The sequence below is a fragment of the Pseudoglutamicibacter cumminsii genome, assembly GCF_003143995.1.
Taxonomy (GTDB): domain Bacteria; phylum Actinomycetota; class Actinomycetes; order Actinomycetales; family Micrococcaceae; genus Pseudoglutamicibacter; species Pseudoglutamicibacter cumminsii_B.
The window spans coordinates 89,443-111,288 of the sequence record NZ_QFWG01000008.1 but is presented as its reverse complement, the minus strand read 5'-3'; the positions used below and the strand labels follow the sequence as shown (position 1 = coordinate 111,288).

Sequence of the window (21,846 nt, the reverse complement as noted above, 5' to 3'; positions counted from 1 at the left end):
GTTGCTCCCGTTCCTCCAACGCAATCAACCGGGATCATCCCCGCAGGCGCGGGGAACTCCCCCCTGTGGAACGAACGGACTTTCGCTAACCGGGATCATCCCCGCAGGCGCGGGGAACTCCGTCCTTCTGTCTTGGTGATGAGGTCCCCAAGGGGATCATCCCCGCAGGCGCGGGGAACTCTCGCCATTTGTTCTATCCTTATCGTTGTTTCCGGGATCATCCCCGCAGGCGCGGGGAACTCGCCCGCCGTGCGAGCTCTGCGTTCGTCCAGCGGGGATCATCCCCGCAGGCGCGGGGAACTCATGTCCGACCTCACGGCTACGACGTCGCGCGCGGGATCATCCCCGCAGGCGCGGGGAACTCAAGACGGGGCTCTCTAAGGCGCTCATCGGCCGGGGATCATCCCCGCAGGCGCGGGGAACTCACTTGGATCCCATTGGGTCTAATGTACCTTGGTGCGGTCAAAAGATTCACTTTAGACAATACTCGGGAACATTAGTTTGATCTGCGTCCGTAGCGGCGCCATTTCGATGCGTTGCTGGAGCCAACCTTGGCTGAGCTCGAGGAAGGCTGATGCGGTCGCATCATGAGCGTTATCCCATCAAAGTCCACAGGCTCCCAATGATGCCCGTGAATCAAAAACTCAAGACCTTGTTCACTATTCGATTGCCAAACCAGGATCGCCCGGCCAGTGCGGACCGAACCCCGGATCTCTTCCCAAAGAGCCTCACGCACCCTCCGGGAAACGCTCCCAACGAAAACGCCAGGAGAAATCTCTAACAACCACCGAGTCACATGCCCCCGCAACCCTGCAGGCACCGCGGACAGAACTAACACCAACATGACTCAGCCGCCATAGTTGGTATTTGCTGCAACATCCTCACCAAAGCCTCCCCAGAGAAACAGCGGTGAAGAATCAGGATCTTCTTTACTATCCGCCCCCTCATCAAGGAGAAGAGAACGGAGGTCATTCACACACCGTTGAAGAAACTTTCCACCAACCATAAGGTCACGCACTGCACGCCGAGCGGCCGAACCCATATCGGGCGGCTGCTCCGCGGCCAGCCGGAAAGCCAGAGGGATAATCAACTCCGCCTTATACAGATCAGCGACATCCAACACAAACGATCTAACATTCCCAGTGTGAACAAACCCTAAACCAGGCGATAGACCCAACCCGACGACAACTGAATGAACCACTCCATAGAGAGCCGCGTTAGCCGCAGAGAGCGCTTGATTAACCGCATCGCCGTCCGCGAAATCATTCGGATCATACTCACGCGAAGACCACTGGATGCCATATTCCTCTGCAGCCGCACGGTATGCGCGGCGCATCCTAACGCCCTCACGCCCCCGCAACTGTTGCAACGTCAACCCAGAAACATCCTCGCCGGGGAAACGCATCTGATACATCGCTTTAGCTACCTTGAGTCGCCCCCGCGTAGTTGAGAACAACTTCGCCTGAGCCTCCAGCAGCCGCGAAGACTCCGCTAAAGGACGCCCATGACCGTAATAACGGACACCCTCCTCACCCGTCCAGACAGCACAAACACCCGACTGGTGAAGCAAAGTCATCGCCTGATGCGTCACCGTCGTACCCGGCCCCAACATCAGCGTCCCAAGCGTAGACGCCGGGATATGAACCGTGCCGCGCTCATCCGTCGCCGTAATCGCATTAGCGTCACGGTGTACACGGCACCGCTCCAAGTAGACGAAAGTCAACCTGTCAGCCGCCCGAGCCAACTGAGGAAGCTCGGGCGGGACGAACCCCGGCGGCGTTCTAGACATCGCTCGAAGCACTCACAGGCGCCAACGTCAGCAAGCCACAGCCGTACGCCTTCGCAGGACCAACACCCGAAACCAGAGCAGATCTGACAAGCTCCGCATCAGTGACCCTCAGAATCCCCTCGAACACCACCGCACGAATAGTGACAATCCGTCCACTCTGCTTAGAGAACTGCATGTTTTCCTGGCCATAGACCAGAACTTCAGGCTGCCCCATCCGTGAATGCGCCAACTCGAAACCGTGACGCTCAGCTTGACGCTCAAGCCAACCAAGCTGCGCGTCCAGCCCCACGATCGGAACCCGTGCAGAACGCTGGTTCCGCTCTTCCCGGTATTTATTAATGATCGGGTTGGCACGCAAACGGAAACGGAACTCCTGCCCATTCGACAGGGAATCCAGCAACGGCTGGTAATCCCGCGAAGCGATCGCATCTTCGTCGACAAGCAGCTCCTGCGACAGGCGAGAGACATCTGGAGCATCGGGCGAAACGACATACAACGTACGTTGCGCAGCTTCGCCGTCGATGCGCCACAAAACACGACGTTCAGCCCCAGCATCCGTTGCGGCGGCGATAACGGCGTGCATCACCTGCTCGCTTGCAAGCTTCCGTCGCGTACCGCTACGAGTCAGATCCAGCGGAACCCGCGTCAGAGTTGTAGACATCAAGACACTCCTTCGTCATCAGCCTGATCGAGTAACGCCATCGGGTCGTGAGCATCACGCGGCTCTACAGGCTCGCCCTCGCTGTCAGTAATCGCTTCCAACGCGACATAGTCGTGTGTCATGGCCCGGAAATCGTATTGCCGGTGTTCCATCGAGAAACTCACTGGGTTATCTGCAACTGTTTCCGCGGTCGCGAAAGTAGCGTCTCCTGGACGCGACTCGACCGTCAGATGTAGGCGTTCGGAGTCACCCCGTTGCAGGTTTCGCAAGCGTTTAGCCTGGTAGTCGGATGCCTGCCACGGGTAGGCCTTCAACACATCTTCGAGGCCGCCTTCACATATTTCCGTGTGTACTGGGCCGGCAGGTGGGAGAGCCCGACGTCCCAAATACAGAGGGTAGGCAGGTGCCTTGACAGCCTCGAAATACTTCTCGAGCTGTTCCCGGTTAGGGGATTCGAATCCAACGACAAAAACAGCATCCTCAAGCATGTGACGGCGAGTCACCGGCATAACTAATGGTTTCGGCCCCAAGGTTCTAGCGGTTTGGTAGTCCACAGTTAAAGTGCCCGGAACATCAGTACGAGTACCGAATCGAAGCTCGCGGAACTCCGAAAGGTCCGCGCTCCGCTCATAGCCAAGCGCTGAAGCCAGCAAGCCAGCCACACCGCTCTTGGTCGGTTGAGGTTGCGTTGTTCTCCGATTGAACCGGCTCCGGACACCCCAGGCTTGTAGTGGACCCCGTAAAACAAGTACGAGGGTGTACACCATGGTCTAGGCCTCCAGACGGCTCTCTACGGTTTCACCCAGTGCCGTAACGAGCCCTTCAAGGGAGGTGGACTCGCCTAGTTTGCCTAACTCTTCGATGTCGTCGTTGAGGTTGATCACCCACGACTTCACTGGGGTAGTGCCGTACTTTTCGTCGATCTTTTGCGACCACGCGGCCAAACGAGCGGCAGCAACGTCGCTCACGCGGGCGCCCCGAACGGGTTCTTCAAACGCGCCCACCAAGTTGACTGACTGTGAATCACGGACCTGAACCACAACCACCTCAGGCAACGTACGGTTCGCGAACGTATTCATTTTTCCGGAAGGCATCGATGTCAGGAACGCACGCACAAAAGCCTCGACACCAATACGCGTGGCTTCAACATTGCCGAGGTTTGCGGCCAGCGCGTTCACGTTCACAGTTGCGTAACGGTACAGAGTTGATGAGTTGAACTCGATGCTCTGGATCATTGCTGCGCCGGTATTCTCGTTATCATCCTCACCGGCCTCGCTGAATTCGTCCACTGCCGTGAAATAGTCAGCTTCCGTAGGCGTGTCGTGGACGCTGATCGCGTGTGCGACCTGAGCCGCCGCGTCAACGTTTAGGTAGGAAACGTTTGCGACCATCCTGCCGAACAGCGAGACGTCCACCGACGCGTCCTGGGCTGCTGCCTCTTGGATTTTCTTCTTATTTCCGCGGTCTTTCACGAAGGCCTTAACATCGCCCGAGGCGAGGGCGTCCACCGCCAGTTGCGCAAGATTGTTCACCTGAGCTGTAGAAAAGAATACAAGTGCTGGGGCTTGTTCGAGTTTTTCCTTTTCGCCTTTGCGAGCCTTTGGTTTAGCAACTTTGACATCAGCAGCGGTCAAAATTTCAATAGCGGCGGCTTCAAGTTGATCTTGAGCGATGTTTGGATTGAGTTCGTGCATCTTCGAAGCTAGAAGAGCCACAACCTTCACGGTGCGTACACCCAGCAGACCATCCGTTGCGATGTCACGGAACATCATACGTATTGCGCGCTTCCAAGCCTGACTTGAAACACGGGCACGAGTCACACCCCCAAAAAGCGCAGTCTTGGGAGAGCCCGTATCATCGCGGTTCAAGTTTGAAGGTGGGACTGTTTGGAGTGCGTGGATGTCAATAATGGTACGGGTCATTGGAAGAGCCTTTCTGGATGGATTAGGAATCTGAAGTGTGTGGGGTGGTCATCGAGGGGAGGCTGTAGAAATCACGGCCCCAACGGAGGCGTACGGTGTTTCTACGCTCGGGGAATTGCCAATCGAAAAGGTCTTTAGCTAGTTGCCCGTAGTCGAAGGCGTGGCGATCCTGTTTCAGCAGTTGAATCAGGGAACGGAGTCGTCCTACCAATTGGTCCCAGGAAGTAGCCGCTCCGAACTGTTCGAAACGGCGTTCAATACCGGTGCCGTTGGCGGCCGAATTAACAGCCTGGCGTACCGCCTGACCAAACTTCACCGCATCGGTGTGTGGCGAGGTGTCCTTTCGGGAACGGTGATGAACAGCGAATAGAGTCAGGGCCGCGTAGGCCGCCAACTCTGCGCGGGACGCTTGGCCATCTCTACTGACCCAGCCAGCAGGAGCCTGATCAATTGTCCATTTCAACGCTTGCAAAGAAGACCCGATGGGACGCCCCGCAGCCTGGGCAAGGACCGCGGTAGCTTCGACCGCACTCGCCCGATTGGAGCGATAGCCCTCTCCTAGAGTGTGCGCCCGGTGAAGCACAAAACGGACGAGCTCTGACGTCGTTGTGGCGCGGTTTTCAGGTGAAACCGTGGACATGCTTACGCCCTCTCTTCAGTAGTCGTGGGAGGAATGAAAGATTTACGGATTTTCGCTAGCGCGGAACGGAACCAATCTTCGGACAATGGTGCGTTGTAGCGGTGCTTTTCTAGTTCTCTGCCGGAAAAGGAAATTGAAACAGCGCGCGACGTCATGTCGAGACCGATAGCCCGGATCAGAGCTAGAGCCTGTTCGACCCACTCGGGAAGAAGATCAGTAATGTTCTCCGGGGTAGCCCGGGAAAACCACTCACGGAAGGGCGCGTCGAGCGCGTCATAGGCAAGAGTGCTAGCTTCATCCCTCCGCCCTGTAGCATTAAAGCCGCGGCTAGTGGCAAGGTTGGCGGCAAGATTGCGCAACGCTAGGACGGCTTGCTCGGATGCTTCGATCGCGTTGTTGATGGCTTGTTGCACGTGTGGGCTAGTGCTTGCAAACGTTGCAAGCTGGCCGCTGACAACATCGTCATACATTTCTTCGATGACGGAACTGTTTGTCCCATACGTCAAACCAACACCGTGCAAACGCACCGGATATTCACGGGGGAACATCTCCTCGAGGTAGAGGCGGCTCATCCATTCGAGGCTTTCGGATGATTTAAAGCGTTCCCCGACAGAGGTGCTGTTAGGTCCTGTAGGTAGCAGTGCACCGACGTTTCGCCACATCATTCGAGCCGGGTTATGCACCTGAGGCATATAGACAGCGTCAAGCGGCCTACGACTCTTTTTCTTAGCATTGATATTTTGCCAGCCAGACATTGGTTCGAGGTCATACTTGTCTTGCGTCGGTAGAGGGTCGCCTTGCGCAACCATCACATGTTTGATGGCACCGTCCTCCGGGAAGAGACGGACGCGACGGCTTTGCCAGGTGTACAGTGCTTGCGGTCCGGTGGCTTCGAGGTCCGGATTTACGGCAGCCTGAGCATCGCCGGCGGTCCAGTGAAAGGTTTCCCACGCGGGGGCGTCGTCTCGCCACCGATCGCCGCCGCCCGGATGAGTACCTGCCAGGTTGAGCATAAACGTGTCGTGAAGGTTGACGCCTTCGAAGAAGATTCCTCCAAGACGACCGCTCCAACCGGTACCTATTCCGAAGCCTTTGCCGTCTTTGACTCGTGGATCACCTATGGCACCGGTTTTGTTACCGGCAATGTCGAACGCGTGCAAGGTGACGAGGGCTCTGGCGCCTTCGCTGTAGGAGATCGATTCGAGACCTTCACCGATGCGCGTGGTCATGAATGGTTTGTTTGGAGGGACATCCAGAATCAAGCGTTCCAGGCCGAAGCGTTCGTCTTTGGAGTTACGTAGGCCAGCGACTTGGAAGAATGGTGTTTCCGGGTGAAACAGGTCGAAGTAATCCGAATGCTCCGCAAGATAGTGTTCGATCTCCTCGACCGGTAGCCCTTCGTCGAACCATTCAGCCCAAAGTTCGGTATCTAGAGTTTTATCGCGATGTGCGGCGTAGATGATCGCGAGGCAGAGTCGTAGCAGCGCGAAGTTTGTGATTGGCAGCTCCGATGCAATCGCTTTGAGTTGCTTCGCTTCTTTGAACACATCGATGAGTGAGTATTCTTTGACTGCGCCGTCCATTCCAAGGCAAGGAATCCACGGCTCGCTGATGAGCGAGAACGAAGGACGCTCAAGTGTTGCTTCAGTCATGTTTAACCACTTTCAAACCGAAGGTTGGGTCATAGTTCATGGTGAACCAATCTGTTGAATACGTTAGATCTTCATTAAAAATAAGTATGAGTTCGCCACGCAGTTCGGGTGAATTTTGCCAATCAAAGACTGCAGTCCGTTCCAGATGCTCGATGAACGAATCGATGCTTGTCTTGTGGAGCAAGTGTTCTGTGATGTTGAGGCTGCACCGTTTGAGGACGCGGGCAACATCAGCGGGAGGTGCTTCGTACATGGGCAGTGGAGTCCCACCGTGCTTGGAGACCCACTGTGGAATGCACAGCTGGCCGTCGATCATCTGCGCCATGAGCACTTCCACGTTGTCTGCGGCGTCGCGCACACCCATCGAAACGCGTTCATCGGTGCCGTCTTCACTCAGGCCACCTGAAACGAGTCCGAAAATATCTTTCATAGTGGAGGGCCCGTGAAGCAGTGCGGCCCGGGGCTTTCTCCGTGCCTCCTTCGTTTCTTCGCCGAACTTCTGCTCGGCTTTCTCGAGTGCATCTTCCCAACCCGCTGGCGGATGAACCGGCCTCTCATAAGTGCGGTCGACGAGCTCGGGGATATCTGCCGGGATCTGAACTTGGACTTCGCTCTTGTCAATGAGGCCGAGAGCCAGGGTTGTACGCAGCAGGAGGTGCTCGCCATATACCGCGCATGAACCCGTGGATGGAGCGAACGGTGTTGCGTTCCAATCGACTCCGCTGATCCACAGTTCAGCCTCACGCAACAGGGGCGGGCGGATAGCGTCCCGTTGCGTGTGCCGGTGTAGACGTCCTGAGCGCTGCAGGATCAAATCGACTGGGGCAAGGTCGGTGATCATGAGATCAAAGTCCAGGTCGAGTGACTGTTCGATGGTTTGGCTCGCAACAACGATGCTGAGTTCGCCTTCGGGTGCTGAGCCGCCCTTGCCGAAGCGATCCAGCAGCAAGTTGTCTCGTTCTGCACGGTCATTGCCCATGAACCGAGCATGAGAAATGTAGTGGTGGGCATCGGGGAACGCATCATGCAGTAACTCGGAGGTTTCTTGGACTTCGCGAACCGTGTTGCGGATGACGGCAACACGTCCTCCGTCTTTACCTTTGCGTTTGATCAGCTCGATGAGGTCTGCCGAGGTATTGCCTAGGCGATGGACGGTCAGCTCGCGCACCACGCCGGTGCTCTCGGAGGAGCGTTCCATAACACGACCCGAACGTTCCGCTAGGGTCAGCCGAGGGTACGCCTCGACGGGGAGGGTCGCTTGCCGGGGCTCTTCACGCCTCTTCGTGTGGCCCTGGTAAGCGCGGATGAACGCCCCCCTGCGACTGGCTGGAAGGGTGGCCGACAGCATGACTACGGGCACGCCCATCGCGCCGAGCCAGTCGAGCGCACCTTCGAGGAACTGGGACATGTATGTGTCTGCGGCGTGAACCTCATCCAGAACCACAACCTTGCCTGCAAAAGCAAGGTGCCGCAGGGTTACGAAACGCATTTTGAGAGCCAGCATCAACGCGTGGTCAATGGTGCCAATAGTGAAAGGCGCCAACAACCCACGGCGCCGGTCGGTCAACCAAGAGTGGGCCACAACGGAGCTGTGCAGCTTCTTCTTATTGGATTCGTCGCGGACGTGAGGGCCAAAGTAGCGGCGCCAGGCTTCTTTGTATGCGGCGTGATACGTCTCGTTGAGGTCACGCTTTCCGTGAGCCAGGAAGGTAGTAGGAGGGGCTTGGCCTTCTGTGAGCGGGAACTGCTCGAGCCAATGGGTGACCCGTTCAAACATCGCGTTTGTGGAGGCCTGGGTTGGCAAGCCAACGAAGACACCACCGTGGCCGAATTTCTTGGCAAGAATCTCTGCACACATGAGCGCAGCTTCGGTCTTACCTTCACCCATGCCGGCTTCGACGATGATTAGCCCCGGTTCTTGGGACTCTGAAGCAAGTTGGCGTGCCGTGGACTGCATTGGGCGGGCCTGGGCGGAAGCATCTAGGTTGAAACGCTCTCGGAGATGTTCATCGGCATCGGCGGGATGATCCCACGATGTCCATGGACCCGGAAGAGCTAGAGATTCCCAACCTTCTTGGGCTCGTTGCTGACTTGCTTCGACAAAGTCCAGAGGAAAATAATGCTCGTTTGATGCAATCCAGTCCGACATGATGACTGCACCGGAAAGAATCGTTTGAGCGTGCGAGGTCAGCCGGGGGAGAGCAGGAAGCTTTTCTTTGATGATCTTCGAGAAGCCTGTTACGGAATCAATATGATCGAGGAGAACGTTGCGGGCATCGGTCCACATCGGATCTCCTAGGCTCAAGGAATCGTCCAGAGCTGCGCAAAGGATTTGGCTGGATGCAGGTGCTCCGTGATGTGCAAGAACCGGGCCTAACCAGCTATGAACGATAGGAAGCCACTTCACAGCAAATGTGTTCCGCAACCAATGTCGTAATGCCACGCCGGAGATGACTTCGTGGCGCAACCGTGGTGTCAGTAACGTACCGGGGGCCAGCTGTGGGGGGTGGATGAAACCTGCGGCCTGTGCTTGATCAGCTGCGCGTCGATGTTGGGTTGAGAATACCGGGGCGGCCTTGCCTACGTCGTGCGTGCCGGCGAGGAATACGAAGGAAGCCCGCGCCACTTCATCTGAGCCAAGCTCAACTGCGAGCATCTCTTTAATATGTGGGGCAAGAAAGTCGTCCCAAATATGCCCGGCAACAGCGGCGGCATCTTCGAGATGCTGCCGGATCGAAAGAGTCTGCAGTGGCTCAACGTCACTCGAGGCATAGGGGCGAGCCTTAGCCCAAAGTGACTCTACATCTGTGATCTCCACCTTCGCTCCCTTACAGCTCGACTCGTTTATTGAGGAATATAGTCCAACAGCTACCTGTGCTCTGAGTATCCGATAGGGGTCTGACAGTTTGAAACCAGCCGCGTTTCAAGGGGCGTGAAAGCAAGTTGTCAGTCCCGTCTCTTGGTCCATGGTTAGTTGACCCATGCGGCACTCCTGCGCCCCGCGTCTACAGGTTCCAGGTGCGGGCCTTAGCGAAATCAACGAGGGCTTGGACCTTCGTTGAAGTCCTGTGGATGGCCGGCCAGATAACCTCTACTGCTACTGGGGTGACCCGGGGTGTTATCTCTCTTATAGTCAGCGCCAGGTCTTCATAGCTTGCGTCGTTTTCTGGCCGTTGCACGAGGATTCCGTAACCCAGCCCGCGAGCCACGAGGGTCCGAACCACTTCGAAACTCGATGTGCGGTGACGAACCTTCGGCTCAACCCCACGCTCAGCAAACATAGACAACGTATGTTCCCGTGACGGCGGCGAATCAAGCAGAATCATGTCGTGATCCGCTAGTTCCTCCAGCCGCAACGCTTCTTTAGCGGCCAACGGATGGTCAGGCGAAAGCACTACGTAGGCAGGCCTTTCCATGAGTTTGGCTCGCCGTGGTTTTCCTGGCACCAGCGTCTCGTAAACGAAAACCACATCTACTTCGCCGGAATCCATCTGAGCAAACAAACGGTCTTGGGAATCCTCCCTTATTTCAAGAGTCACAAACGGATGCGCAGCCCCGAACTCATCCAAAAGAACCGGCAGAATCTTCGGTGCAAGGGTTCGATAACAACCAATAGTCAACGAGCCAGCCAGCTGACCCTCAGGAGCTTTAGCATCCGCCTCAATATCCTGAGCCGCGGCAAGCAAAGGCCGTGCCTGACTCGCGAGACGCTTACCGGCAATCGTCAGCGTCAGCCCCTGAGACTGCTTCCTGACGCACAGTTGCGCCTGGAAGATCCGCTCCAGCTGAGTAATCGTATCTGACACAGCGGAAGGTGAAACATGCAGCTCAGCTGCCGCGCCGGCGATCGTTCCGTTTCGGGCAGCTGCCAGCAAGTACGAAAGCTGCCTCAAAGTGAAATCTGGCGCCTGCTCCAAAGCATAATTCGATTTTCCTCATCTAATGGTCGGAATAAACCGCTTTTCCTTCTTTCTTTGATTGTCCAGACTAATTATGTGAGGCACATCACAGCAAGGTTTGAATTGAGGAGTGGACCATGCTTACGCGGGAAGAAATGAGCGCGACCACCCAATCGCGTATTCCATCTGGAGCAAAGGAAGCCCCAGTAGCTGACTGGGTAACCATCCCGGAACTCTACAAAGACCCGTTCCCCATCTACGAACGGCTACGCACAGAAGGCGGCGTGCATTGGGTACCTGCAGTTGGCCGCTACCTCATCACGTCCTACAGCGCTGTCAGCGCAACGGAGCATGACCAAGAAACCTACTCCGCCAACGAAGAAGGGTCGCTGCAGATCTGCGCGATGGGGCACTCGATGCTACGCAAGGATGACCCGGAACACTACATCGAGCGAGCCGCATGGCAGCCAACGCTCAAACCCGGCTATGTGCGGCGAGTCTGGGCGAGCATGTACCGCGACCTCGCGGAAAAACAGCTCCAAAAACTCATCGAGAAAGGCCCTGGCGCGGACCTGATCTGGGACTTCGCGGCCCCGTTCGCATCGGATGCCCTCCGAAACATGATCGGTCTTTACAACGCAACGCAAGAGGACCTTCAGCGTTGGTCGCAAACCATGATCGATGCCACGGGTAACTACGCTGACGACCCAGACGTATGGGCCGCCGGTAAACGCTCCTTCGACGAGGTCGATGAGGCACTCGATGAGATGCTGAACTACCACGCGAAAAACCGCGACAACTCTCTCATCTCAGGGTTGCTGTCCATCCCTGACTATCGGATGCCGATCGAACAAATCCGCGCCAACATCAAGATGACAATCGGCGGCGGTCTGAACGAGCCCCGCGACGCCCTCGGAGTGGCCGCCTACGCGCTCATGACGCACCCTGAACAGCGCGCCGACGTCATGGCGAACCAGGCGTTGTGGCCAACAGTCTTCGAGGAAACCATCCGTTGGGTCGCCCCCATCGGTATGTATTCCCGGCAAATCACGCGCGACACTGTCCTCGACGGGACCTTCTTACCGCAAGGGGCACGCCTGGGTATCTGCGTGCTTTCTGCCAACCGTGACGAAAACGTCTGGGACAGCCCCGAGACATTCAATATCCACAGGGAAGCTAAACCACATCTCGCCTTCAGCAAGGGAGTGCACGTGTGCCTGGGTAGTTGGGCTGCGCGATCGCAAATCGCGGATGTCGCTCTACCGCTACTGTTCAACTCGTTCGAAGGCCTGGACCTCCACCCGGATAAGCCATCGGAGGCCGGAGGTTGGGTCTTCCGCGGAATGTTGAGCCTTCCGGTGACCTGGAAGTCAGTAGCTAAAACCCCTGGCTACGGTTCCTCCGGCACTACTGCTCGCTCTGGCAACCAAGCTGGGCCGCGGGTCGCAATCATCGGTTCCGGGCCATCCGGCAGCTTCGCCGCGAAGGAGATTCTGCGCAAGGTCGATGGAAGCAAGATCGACGTATTCGACAAGCTTCCTGTCCCGTATGGTCTGCTGCGCTACGGTGTTGCAGCGGACCACCAGGGAACGAAGACCGTGGAAGCGCAATTCGACAAGGTCTACAGCAACGCACGCGTACGTTTCATCGGTAACACGAGTATCGACCTGGATAAGGGCCTCACCCAGCTACGCGAAAACTACGATGCGCTGGTCCTGGCAACAGGTGCCGCTGATGACCGCGCGCTGGGCCTGCCAGGCGCTGACTTAAATCACGTCTATACAGCGGGTCGCGTGACGCGGTTGCTCAATGGGCACCCGGACGAGTTCAAGACCACTGAGGCTGGCGCGATTCTTCCGGAGCTTGGCTCTACCGTGGCTGTAGTTGGACAGGGAAACGTCGCGATCGACCTTCTGCGCCTGCTCGGCAAGAGCACGGAGGAACTGCATGGCAGCGACATCGGGGATGAGATCCATGGGCATCTTCGTGCGGGAATCCAGCGGATCCACGTGATCGGGCGTTCACCGGCGCATCAAGCGAAATTTGACCCGGTCATGGTGCGGGAACTCGCCCGTGTTCCTGGCATGACCCACACCTTGCACGGTGTCGATCTAGCAACAACACCTGAAGGTAAGGATGCCCGCCTAGACTCACTACGCGACCTGACGGAAGGTAGTGCAGCCCTCGCAGCTGGCGGTCAACCCATCGAGGTTCACTGGCATTTCGACGCTTCCCCGCAGGCCTTCGAAGGGACTCAAGCAGTTCAAGCAGTCCAGATCCAGGACCACACGGGTGAATCAGTCTCGCTTGATGTGGATTCTGTTGTCACTGCTGTGGGTTTCGAAAACCGTGAATACGGTTCACACGGACTCCAACATCTTCCGGCAGTGATCCCGGCAGACGGTCAGCTCGCCCAGGACGTGTACGCCATCGGTTGGGTGCGGAACAACGGCCGTGGAACCATTCCAGACCAGCGAGTTGCGGCTCAAGAGCTGGCCACAAAGATCGCCTCCGAGGTTTCGGCCGGCCGCATCTCCACCGGTGCGGCAGGCATTGAATCCGACCAAGAAGCGGTCGATTTCCGAGGCTGGAAGCGCATCGACCTCAAAGAGAAGATGACTGCACGAGCCGGCCGTTGCCGCGAAAAGATCGTGGACTGGGACGCACTCCTCGAAACTGCGCGCGATGATTCCCTTGACACCGCAGAATCTTCGGTCCACTCCGAAGCAGATGCGGAGCTGGCGGTTGACCAGCCGATCAGCATTCTTTACGGAACTGAATCCGGTAACGCAGAGCTCGTTGCTGAGGAGCTCGCAGAATTCCTGAGTGCACAGCCCGGCCTGGAGGTAAAGAACCTCGCCAACGTCACCCCAGAGGAACTACGCACCGACCGTTTCTACATGGTCATCTGCTCGACCTACGGTGACGGCGAAGTACCAACCTCCGCTCAGGCGTTCTACGAACAACTTGTTCGCGATGGCGCGGACCTCAGTGGCGTACGGTTCGCTGTTTTCGGGCTCGGGGATGCAAGTTACGCCAAAACCTATTCGCGAGGTAGCGAACTCGTTGCCGAAGCGATGGAAAAGAACGGTGCAAGCCGCCTTGGTGAATATGGACGCCACGACGCTGGAGGGCTGATTCCAGCTGACGAGGCTGCATGTGAATGGGCAGAAGGAATTCTGTCAACAGTTGGTGCAGCGGACAAAGAGTTCGCCGCTTAAGTTTCCGCTTTCGGGAATGTTCAGGGTCAAGGAGACCACATGTCTACACAAGTATCTAATGCGAAACCGCCAACAGGTTCGATGGACCGTAAAACTAATCAACGGCGTGTAGCCTTCGCAACCATCGTCGGTACCACCATCGAATGGTATGACTACTTTACGTATTCCGCGGCGGCGGCTTTGGTTTTCGCGCAGCTCTACTTTGCCCCAGCGGGACCAGCTGTTGCGCAGATGCTCTCGTTTGCGACCATCGGAATCTCATTTCTTTTCCGCCCACTGGGCGCGTTCCTTGCGGGACACTACGGTGACCGGTACGGACGCCGTGTCGTCCTCGTGGTCACGCTCATCACGATGGGTTTGGCAACCGCGCTCATCGGCCTGGTGCCAACATATGAATCCATTGGCGTGGCAGCACCATTGCTGTTGATTCTTCTGCGCATTATCCAGGGCCTTTCCGCTGGCGGTGAATGGGGTGGCGCCGCGTTGCTCGCCGTGGAACACGCGAATGATGACCGCCGCGGTCGTGCAGGATCCTGGCCACAGCTTGGTGTGCCCCTCGGTATGTTGCTTTCATCCGCCGTGGTTGCGCTGATGACCGGTTGGATTTCCCCGGGCGATGCGTTCCTCGAGTGGGGCTGGCGTGTTCCATTCCTGCTGTCGATTGTGCTGATCGGCATTGGCTACTGGGTTCGTCGCGCAGTCGAGGACACCCCGGTATATCAGGAGATGACTAAAGAAGCGGCTAAGCAGAAAGCCCCGATTGCGGTGCTCTTCAAGAAACACTTCCCGCTGGTCCTTGTGGCAGCGCTGATCTTTGCCGGTAACAACGCGAGTGGCTACATGACCACCGGCGGCTTCGTCACCAAGTACGCAACGGACCCAGTAGGACTCGACCGCACGGATGTGCTCCTGGCAATCACCTTTGGCTCATTCGTGTGGCTCGTTACTACGGCCATTGCCGGTGTCCTCGCGGATGTCATCGGCCGAGTGCGAACCTACGTTATTGGGTTCGTCCTCCTGACCCTGACAGCCTTCCCGCTGTTCTGGCTCATCGATACTGGCAATTTGGGTGCGCTCTATCTCGCATTGAGCATCTTCTCGCTCGGGTTGGGTCTAACTTACGGGCCGCAAGCCGCGCTCTATGTGGAGATGTTCCCGGCGTCGATTCGCTTCAGCGGCGTTGCCATCTCCTACGCTCTCGGCGCGGTTCTCGGTGGTGCTTTCGCCCCTACGATCGCACAGGCGTTGCTCGAAGCTACCGGAACTACCGCATCGGTATCTATCTACCTGCTGATCATGGCGCTGATTTCTTTGGTCGCGGTTAGCTTGGTCAAGGACCGCCCAGGAATCGACCTATCCGTGGCCAACGAAGCCGAACAGGAAAAGGGAGTCTGGCGCTTCAGCAAGAACTGAAAATCCCGTTGAACTAACCAGCGTGGGATTCAGTACATAACTACATAAACGATGGGGCGCGGACCGTTTGCGCGGTTCGCGCCCCAAACTGTCAGGCCCTTCGTCCACAATGGAGGCATGGCTTCTACCGGGAACGTCTCAGTCGCGCACGGCTTTCTCGCCGGCCCACGCGGGCGGCGCTTGTTGCTTGAGTATGCCCTCGAATCGGAACGGATCGAGGGACTGGATGAGCACGACGGCTCACTCGCTGAACTCGAGTTTTTCGCCTCCTACCGCCTCGACCCAAACCACGGAACAAGCGCACTCCGCGTCGTCGGCTCCGGAGATTCCATACCGAAAATCCCCGCCGTCACCCCAGCGCAAGTCGCCGAGCGGCTCGAAACCGTGCTCCTCGCCGACGTCACCCCGCGGCTTCTACTGACCTGCCTCGTCAACACAGTAGAAACCGCAAGGTACTGGCAAGAACCCGACGGCACCGACGTCCTCGCCGCAACCAAAGCCATGCGTGACGGACTGCGTCGCGTCGCCGAGCACCTCACCGCATCGGAACACACCGCCTGGTGGAACACCCCCATCGACACATCCACGCAGTGGACCGTCCAATGGGACAACGAACCCGGCACCATCCCGGCGGACCCGCTCGCCGTGCTGAAGACAGCGCGGGTACACGCCGTTAAAGAGGAACGCCGCGCTGCCCGCGAACGCCCCACCAACCCAACGGCATCCTGGAGCGGCGAATGGTGGTCCACACCCCACGGCGTCCCCGCATCAACCCGGGAACTCTTCGACACAACCCCCGCCGGGCTGTGGCTCGTCGAAGACAGCCTGGGATGGGAAACCGCCGAAACACTCCGCCTGAGCGTCCCCGGAGGCTGCGGATCTACGAGATCGACTCCGCAGAAGCTTGGGCCGAACTATGCCGCCGCTTCCCGCTCAACCAGACCGCACATAAACGCCACGACTGGTACCGCACCACCGGCCGCAACGGTAAATGGGTCACCCCAGACTGGGCCGAAATCGCCCAACACTACGATGCGGTCCACCTCCCCGTCGCAACCTACCTCGCGGCCGCGGGAACCGCGATCCCGGTCGATGATGCGACGCTCGATGGCGACACCGCGAGTGTCATCGCCGGCTGGGGACCCGACGTAACCTACTGGTTCACGCCACGCATCAACCACATCGGTAGCCCTGTCACTTGGGTTCTGAAAGAACACGACACCGGCGAGAACTGGGAACGCGAGTGACGACGGGTGGTCGCCGTGCTGCAAGGGAAGCGGGCGATGCGGTGGACCAAACTGTGAGACCCCTCCTTCACAATGGATGCATGGCTTCTACCGGGAACTGCTCAAACACGCATCCCTTGTTTGACCTGGATGTGATCGGGGAAGGGCTCGTCTTCGCAGACTCCCTCCCCGAGCTCGACGCCGCCCTCACAACCCACCGCGCCGCCGTCGTCCAAGCCCCACCCGGAACCGGTAAAACCACACTCGTCCCACCCGCGGTAGCCAACCACCTCGCCAGCGCAAACGCAGGTACGCCGCCCGGCCGGATCATCGTGACCCAGCCCCGCCGCGTAGCCGCCCGCGCCGCCGCCCACCGCCTCACTCAACTCACCGGAACCACACTCGGCGAACGCATCGGCTACACCGTCCGCGGCGACTCCCACACCAGCGCCGCCACCATCATCGAATTCGTGACCCCCGGAATCCTCGTCCGCCGGCTCCTCGCAGACCCCATGGCAGACGGCACCGCCGCGATCATCTTCGACGAAGTCCACGAACGCCACCTCGAAACCGACCTCCTCCTTGCGCTGACCGGCGAAACCCAACAAGTCCGCGACGACCTCACCATCATCGCGATGTCCGCAACAGTCGACGCCCCAACCTTCGCCCGCCTCCTCGCAAGCGACGGCACAGAAAACGATGGGATGGGAACTGGTCTTGAAAGCCTGGAACCCGTCCCGCACATCAGCTCCGCAACCGCACTCCACCCACTCACCATCACGTACACTCCACACACGGGAGACCGGATCGGGCCGCGCGGCGTCGAAACCAGCTTCCTCAACCACATCGCAACCACCGCGCTCGCTACCCACCGCGAAGCGCTCGCGACCAACCCGGATACCGATGCGCTCGTGTTCGCGCCCGGAGCCCGCGAAGTCGACCACATCACCCAACAACTCCGCGCAGCCGCAACAGACATCGACGTGCTCCCGCTCCACGGGCAACTACCAGCCCAACAACAAGACCACGCGATCCGCGGACGTGAACCCGGCGGGAAACCACGCATCATCGTCTCCACCACACTCGCCGAATCATCACTCACCGTCCCCGGCGTACACCTCGTGATCGACTCCGGCCTCACCCGCGAACCCCGCCGCGACGCAACCCGCGGAATGAGCGGACTCGTCACCGTATCCGCATCCCAAGCCAGCGCCGAACAACGCGCAGGCCGTGCCGCCCGCCTCGGCCCCGGAACCGCGATCCGCTGCTACAGCGAACGCACCCACGCCGCCGCGCCCGCACACATCACACCCGAAATCACCACCGCAGACCTCACCGAAACCGCCCTCACCCTCGCCGCATGGGGAGCACCCCGCGGCCACAACCTCCGCTGGATCAACCCGCCACCCGCAGCCGCCCTCAACGACGCCGAAAAAACACTCCACGCCCTCAACGCGATCGACAACACAGGACGCATCACCGACCACGGGCGAACCCTCGCTGCGATCCCACTCAACCCACGATGGGCACATGCCCTTGTAGACAACGCGGCGCGTTACAGGGCGGAAGATGTAGCGGCCGTGATCGCCGTGGCTACCGGTGAACAGCGCATCCCTGGCGCCAACCTCCCCGACGCGATCCGCCACCAACAACGCAAACCCCACCGACCAACCCAACGCGAAACGCAACGCCTCACGCGGCTCGCACACAAACACGCGGCAGCGGGAGAGGGAGTAGGCGAAGGGTCAGAGCATGGGGCAGCGCACACCAGCGCGGCAGAGCTCGCCGGCATCGTGACCGCAACAGCCTGGCCTGACCGGATCGCGAAACACATGGGGGAGGGGATCTACCTCCTCGCCTCCGGAACTCGAGCCGCACTCGCACCAGACGCCACACTCGGGCGCCCCGAATGGCTCGCAATCGCCGACGTCACCCGAGCACACGGCCACGCCGCCGCCGGAACCGGCGCCATCATCCGCGCCGCCGCACCCCTCACCACCGCCGAAGCCACCGAGGCCGCCGGGAACCTCGCCGGAACCACAACCCGCATCACCATCACACCCAACGGCACCATCAGCGCACGCAGCATCGAAGCGATCGGCGCGATCGAACTACGCGCAACCCCCACCAAACCCAACCCCGACCAAGCCGCGGAAGCGCTCGCCGAACACCTCACAACCCACGGGCTCAACGCACTCACCTTCAACACCAACGCCACCGCGCTACGCAACAGGCTCGCGTTCCTCCACCACCACATCGGCGACCCATGGCCAGCGATGGACGAACACCACCTAGCCGCGACCGTCACCGAATGGCTCGGCCCAGAACTCAACGACGTCGCACACGGCGCAAGCCTCAACAGCATCGACCTCACCGAACCCCTCCGCCGGCTCCTCCCATGGCCAGAAGCCGCCCACCTCGACGAACTCGCACCCGCCCGCATCACACTCCCATCCGGAAACACCGCGGCAATCCACTACCCAGACGCCAGCGAATACGGGGACGCGGATGGCGTGAGCGAGAGCGAGATACAGGCAGAGCCTCCACAACCCGTGGTCGCCACGAAACTACAAGAAACCTTCGGCTGGACCGAAACACCACGCCTCGCCGGCGGCCGAGCGCCCGTCCTCTTCCACCTGCTCTCGCCAGCGGGCAGGCCGCTAGCCGTCACCTCAGACCTCCACTCGTTCTTCACCGGCCCCTACGCCGACGTCCGGGCAGAAATGCGCGGCCGCTACCCGAAACACCCCTGGCCAGAAGACCCACTCACCGCCCAACCAACCCACCTCACCAACCGCAAACTCCGCGAAAAATAGCCAGCCAACCGGCATCCGATAAACTTAAACGCTGGTGCCCACACGCACCCAAAAGCCTCAAAAACAAGGGGATCGAACACACATGGTGGACAGCGCCAACAGCGCCAGCGCAAACAAGAACAGCGCCAACAACACCCGCACAGAAGCAACCACGGCAGACTACAAACGAGTCCTCGCCAAACCAATGCTCTACCGCGGCATCGTCAGCGCACTCTTCGCACTCGTCGGCGTCTTCTTCAACACCACCCCAACCGTCGGCGCCATCAGCGCAGCCTTCGCGATCCTCTTCCTCACCAGCGCCCTCTTCTACTGGCCCATCATGCGGCTCGCCCTAGCACCCAGCTACCGCACCGCCATCACATCCGCCGTACTCGCATGGGCCATCGCCGGCGTCCTCGCCATCATCATGCGCGACCCAGCCGGCATGGCCATCGCCGTAGCATTCGGCTACACCATCGGCGGCGCCTCAGAACTCTACGGCGGACTCAAAACCCGCGAAACCGGCCGCCCAAGCAAAGACACCACCATCTCCGGCGCACTCGGCGTCATCGGCGGCATCATCATGATCTTCATGACCACCAGCGACCCCCACGGCATCTTCGGCATGGCCTCCATGATCACCGCCGTCATCGCCGCCCACCACCTCATCGCCAGCATCGGCTACATGCAAGACCAACGCCGCGCCAACTAAACTAGAGGCAAACACAACACCAGAGCGCAGCGCAGACAACCCGCGCAGACCACGCACAAAGGAGAATCAGTGGCCAACAAGCCATCCACGTCCGGATCGAAAAAGTTCGGCTGGAAGCAAAGCGTCAAACCAGCACTCGTGCTATCGCTGGTCTTCGGCGTCGTCGCCGGCGTCATCTCCGCAGTGGCCGGCGCAGGCGGAACCCGCAACGGTCTCAACTTCCAGCTCGGCGCGATCTTCTTCCTCGTCGCATTCGTAGCTGGCCTCCTGGTGATCTCCCTGCTCATGATGGTCGCCAAAGACAACCCAGAAGACCTCGGCAAAGGCTCCGGCGTGAACCGCTCATCCGAACTCACCGACGCCGAACTCGACGCCATCGAAGCCCGCGAACGCGCACAACGCGCACGCCAAAACCGCGAAAACCGCGGCTAACTTCTCCTTGACCGCCGCGGCGCCCGCCGCAGCGCACCGTGGCCCGCGACCACGGTCCCCAGAACCAAAACCGCGGCTAATGCTCCTCGACGTAACGCGGCTTAGCTGAAACCAGCCCCGCAACCAACGTAATCACTGCAATACCCAGCAGAATCCACAAGGACGCCGTCCACGAACCCGTCGCCTCACGCACCACACCCAAAACCGGTGGAACAGACGCCGCAACCACATAACCAAACGTCTGCGCCATACCCGAAAGCCGCGCCGCCGACATCGGCGTCCGCGCCCGCGCCCCAAACAACGTCAACGCGACCGTAAACAACCCGCCCTGGGCAGTACCAAGCAACAACGCCCACAACAGCGCCAACTGCGGAACAAACATCGTCCCCACAAGCACCACAATCACCGTGGAAACCGCCACAGCAACAGTGGATCCCACCACGTCGCGTCTCATCAGCCAGCCCGCAACAAGCGAACCCACAATGCCAGACGCCTGAATCACCGCAATATGGAAACCGGCGCTCTCCTCAGAAATCCCCGACGACATCTCAATAGCCGGCCACCACGTCAAAACCGAATAAAACAGCGTCGACTGAAAACCCATAAACGCCGTAATCACCCACGCCAACGGGGACCGCAACAAACTCCGCGGACGCGCCGCCGCTGGTGACGCCGCCGCGCTGGCAGCCGACGACGCGGTGGCAGCCGACGATGCGGTGGCCGAGTTGGCCTGAGCGGTCGCCTCAGGCTCAGCTGAGCCAGCGCCCGCATCGGACGCCGCCGGGGCGACTTGGTTGCGGGCCAAGACCTGCTGACGCCGCACCACATGATCCGCGCGGACCTGCGGCGCGAACACCGCGACACCAATCAAACCGGCACCCAACGTTAGACCGAGAGCGCCCTGCCAGCCCCAACCTGGAAGACCAGCGATCGGGACAGCGACCGCCGCCGCAAGCGCTGCCATGAGCGACTGAAACGCCGAATACACGCCCGTCAACGTGCCCGCATGATCCGGGAAATCACGCTTAATCAGCGCCGGCAACAGAACGTTCATGATCGCGATCCCAACACCAATCAAAACGGTGCCAGCCCACAAACCGAACGAACCAACCCACGAACGCAAAATAATCCCCACGTTCACCGCGATCAAAGCGCCGAACAGGGAATGAGCCAACCCGAAACGCGCCGCAATCCGCGGCACAATCGGCGAGAACACCGCGAAACACAGCAGCGGCAACGAAATCAAAAACGACGCAGACGCCGCAGAAAGCCCCACATCTTCCCTAATGCGGGGCAGTAGCGGGCTCGCGCTGGTCATCGGCATCCGCAGATTCGTGGCGATCAGCAAAATACCCGCGATCGCCAAAGCCGGGCTCACAGCCCTCGCCGCAACGCCCGGCGTCTCTACAGAAGCACTATCCCGCATCGAATTACTCACCCTCGTAACGCTATCGCCCTTCCCGGGCCGCGCAAGCCGGCAACCG

Annotated in this window: 16 protein-coding genes and 1 CRISPR repeat array; of the genes, 6 read left to right on the top strand and 10 right to left on the bottom strand. The window is 59.3% G+C overall.

What is annotated here, in order from left to right; all coding sequences use genetic code 11:
- Positions 1 to 30 precede the first annotated feature (30 nt).
- A CRISPR array of direct repeats spans positions 31 to 425; the repeat unit is 29 nt; unit sequence GGGATCATCCCCGCAGGCGCGGGGAACTC.
- Between the two features lie 71 nt (positions 426 to 496).
- The 9 genes from cas2e to CAY35_RS07135 form a co-directional block, all read right to left on the bottom strand.
- Positions 497 to 844, bottom strand: a complete 348-nt coding sequence (gene cas2e / locus CAY35_RS07175) for a type I-E CRISPR-associated endoribonuclease Cas2e (RefSeq protein ID WP_083285454.1) — start codon at positions 842 to 844, stop codon at positions 497 to 499.
- A gap of 3 nt (positions 845 to 847) precedes the next feature.
- Entirely contained in the window at positions 848 to 1,789 is a 942-nt protein-coding gene (gene cas1e, locus CAY35_RS07170) for a type I-E CRISPR-associated endonuclease Cas1e (protein WP_109303956.1), read from the bottom strand.
- Positions 1,782 to 2,450, bottom strand: coding sequence for a type I-E CRISPR-associated protein Cas6/Cse3/CasE (gene cas6e, locus CAY35_RS07165; protein ID WP_109303955.1), 669 nt, complete (start codon positions 2,448 to 2,450; stop codon positions 1,782 to 1,784). Before cas6e ends, cas1e begins: the two co-directional genes overlap by 8 nt.
- A complete protein-coding gene (gene cas5e, locus CAY35_RS07160) occupies positions 2,450 to 3,217 on the bottom strand; it encodes a type I-E CRISPR-associated protein Cas5/CasD (protein ID WP_109303954.1) in 768 nt (255 codons plus the stop codon). Before cas5e ends, cas6e begins: the two co-directional genes overlap by 1 nt.
- A gap of 3 nt (positions 3,218 to 3,220) precedes the next feature.
- Positions 3,221 to 4,372: a type I-E CRISPR-associated protein Cas7/Cse4/CasC gene (gene cas7e / locus CAY35_RS07155; protein ID WP_109303953.1), complete on the bottom strand. Its 1,152-nt coding sequence runs from the start codon at positions 4,370 to 4,372 to the stop codon at positions 3,221 to 3,223.
- A 22-nt stretch (positions 4,373 to 4,394) separates the two neighbouring features.
- A complete protein-coding gene (gene casB, locus CAY35_RS07150) occupies positions 4,395 to 5,012 on the bottom strand; it encodes a type I-E CRISPR-associated protein Cse2/CasB (RefSeq protein WP_109303952.1) in 618 nt (205 codons plus the stop codon).
- Positions 5,013 to 5,014: 2 nt separating this feature from the next.
- Positions 5,015 to 6,664 carry a type I-E CRISPR-associated protein Cse1/CasA gene (gene casA / locus CAY35_RS07145; protein ID WP_109303951.1) on the bottom strand — a complete coding sequence of 550 codons (1,650 nt, stop codon included), beginning with the start codon at positions 6,662 to 6,664 and terminating at the stop codon, positions 5,015 to 5,017.
- Positions 6,657 to 9,482, bottom strand: coding sequence for a CRISPR-associated helicase Cas3' (gene cas3 / locus CAY35_RS07140; RefSeq protein ID WP_109303950.1), 2,826 nt, complete (start codon positions 9,480 to 9,482; stop codon positions 6,657 to 6,659). The genes casA and cas3 overlap by 8 nt, the downstream gene beginning before the upstream one ends.
- A 187-nt stretch (positions 9,483 to 9,669) precedes the next feature.
- Positions 9,670 to 10,581, bottom strand: a complete 912-nt coding sequence (locus tag CAY35_RS07135; protein ID WP_109303949.1) for a LysR family transcriptional regulator — start codon at positions 10,579 to 10,581, stop codon at positions 9,670 to 9,672.
- 119 nt (positions 10,582 to 10,700) lie between these two features.
- On the opposite strand from CAY35_RS07135, the gene CAY35_RS07130 reads away from it, so the two are divergent.
- The 6 genes from CAY35_RS07130 to CAY35_RS09610 all read left to right on the top strand — a co-directional run bounded on the left by CAY35_RS07130 (position 10,701) and on the right by CAY35_RS09610 (position 20,362).
- Positions 10,701 to 13,784 (top strand): cytochrome P450, encoded by a 3,084-nt coding sequence (locus CAY35_RS07130; protein ID WP_258265687.1) that lies wholly within the window; start codon positions 10,701 to 10,703, stop codon positions 13,782 to 13,784.
- 39 nt (positions 13,785 to 13,823) lie between these two features.
- Complete coding sequence (locus CAY35_RS07125) at positions 13,824 to 15,197, top strand: MFS transporter (protein ID WP_109303948.1); 1,374 nt, start codon at positions 13,824 to 13,826, stop codon at positions 15,195 to 15,197.
- An 830-nt stretch (positions 15,198 to 16,027) separates the two neighbouring features.
- Positions 16,028 to 16,444, top strand: coding sequence for a hypothetical protein (locus tag CAY35_RS07120; protein WP_109303947.1), 417 nt, complete (start codon positions 16,028 to 16,030; stop codon positions 16,442 to 16,444).
- A gap of 80 nt (positions 16,445 to 16,524) precedes the next feature.
- Positions 16,525 to 19,239: an ATP-dependent helicase HrpB gene (gene hrpB / locus CAY35_RS07115; RefSeq protein WP_109303946.1), complete on the top strand. Its 2,715-nt coding sequence runs from the start codon at positions 16,525 to 16,527 to the stop codon at positions 19,237 to 19,239.
- 82 nt (positions 19,240 to 19,321) lie between these two features.
- Positions 19,322 to 19,930, top strand: coding sequence for a DUF308 domain-containing protein (locus CAY35_RS07110; RefSeq protein ID WP_109303945.1), 609 nt, complete (start codon positions 19,322 to 19,324; stop codon positions 19,928 to 19,930).
- Between the two features lie 69 nt (positions 19,931 to 19,999).
- Entirely contained in the window at positions 20,000 to 20,362 is a 363-nt protein-coding gene (locus CAY35_RS09610; RefSeq protein ID WP_181377519.1) for a hypothetical protein, read from the top strand.
- Between the two features lie 76 nt (positions 20,363 to 20,438).
- Here CAY35_RS09610 and CAY35_RS07100 read toward each other — a convergent pair whose 3' ends face one another.
- Positions 20,439 to 21,800: an MFS transporter gene (locus CAY35_RS07100; protein ID WP_181377518.1), complete on the bottom strand. Its 1,362-nt coding sequence runs from the start codon at positions 21,798 to 21,800 to the stop codon at positions 20,439 to 20,441.
- Positions 21,801 to 21,846: the final 46 nt, after the last annotated feature.

Bases quoted from the DNA above. Each gene is read 5' to 3' on its own strand.
- cas2e (WP_083285454.1), bottom strand. From the start codon at position 844: ATGTTGGTGTTAGTTCTGTCCGCGGTGCCTGCAGGGTTGCGGGGGCAT.
- cas1e (WP_109303956.1), bottom strand. From the start codon at position 1,789: ATGTCTAGAACGCCGCCGGGGTTCGTCCCGCCCGAGCTTCCTCAGTTG.
- cas6e (WP_109303955.1), bottom strand. From the start codon at position 2,450: ATGTCTACAACTCTGACGCGGGTTCCGCTGGATCTGACTCGTAGCGGT.
- cas5e (WP_109303954.1), bottom strand. From the start codon at position 3,217: ATGGTGTACACCCTCGTACTTGTTTTACGGGGTCCACTACAAGCCTGG.
- cas7e (WP_109303953.1), bottom strand. From the start codon at position 4,372: ATGACCCGTACCATTATTGACATCCACGCACTCCAAACAGTCCCACCT.
- casB (WP_109303952.1), bottom strand. From the start codon at position 5,012: ATGTCCACGGTTTCACCTGAAAACCGCGCCACAACGACGTCAGAGCTC.
- casA (WP_109303951.1), bottom strand. From the start codon at position 6,664: ATGACTGAAGCAACACTTGAGCGTCCTTCGTTCTCGCTCATCAGCGAG.
- CAY35_RS07130 (WP_258265687.1), top strand. From the start codon at position 10,701: ATGCTTACGCGGGAAGAAATGAGCGCGACCACCCAATCGCGTATTCCA.
- CAY35_RS07125 (WP_109303948.1), top strand. From the start codon at position 13,824: ATGTCTACACAAGTATCTAATGCGAAACCGCCAACAGGTTCGATGGAC.
- CAY35_RS07120 (WP_109303947.1), top strand. From the start codon at position 16,028: ATGGGAAACCGCCGAAACACTCCGCCTGAGCGTCCCCGGAGGCTGCGG.
- hrpB (WP_109303946.1), top strand. From the start codon at position 16,525: ATGGCTTCTACCGGGAACTGCTCAAACACGCATCCCTTGTTTGACCTG.
- CAY35_RS07110 (WP_109303945.1), top strand. From the start codon at position 19,322: ATGGTGGACAGCGCCAACAGCGCCAGCGCAAACAAGAACAGCGCCAAC.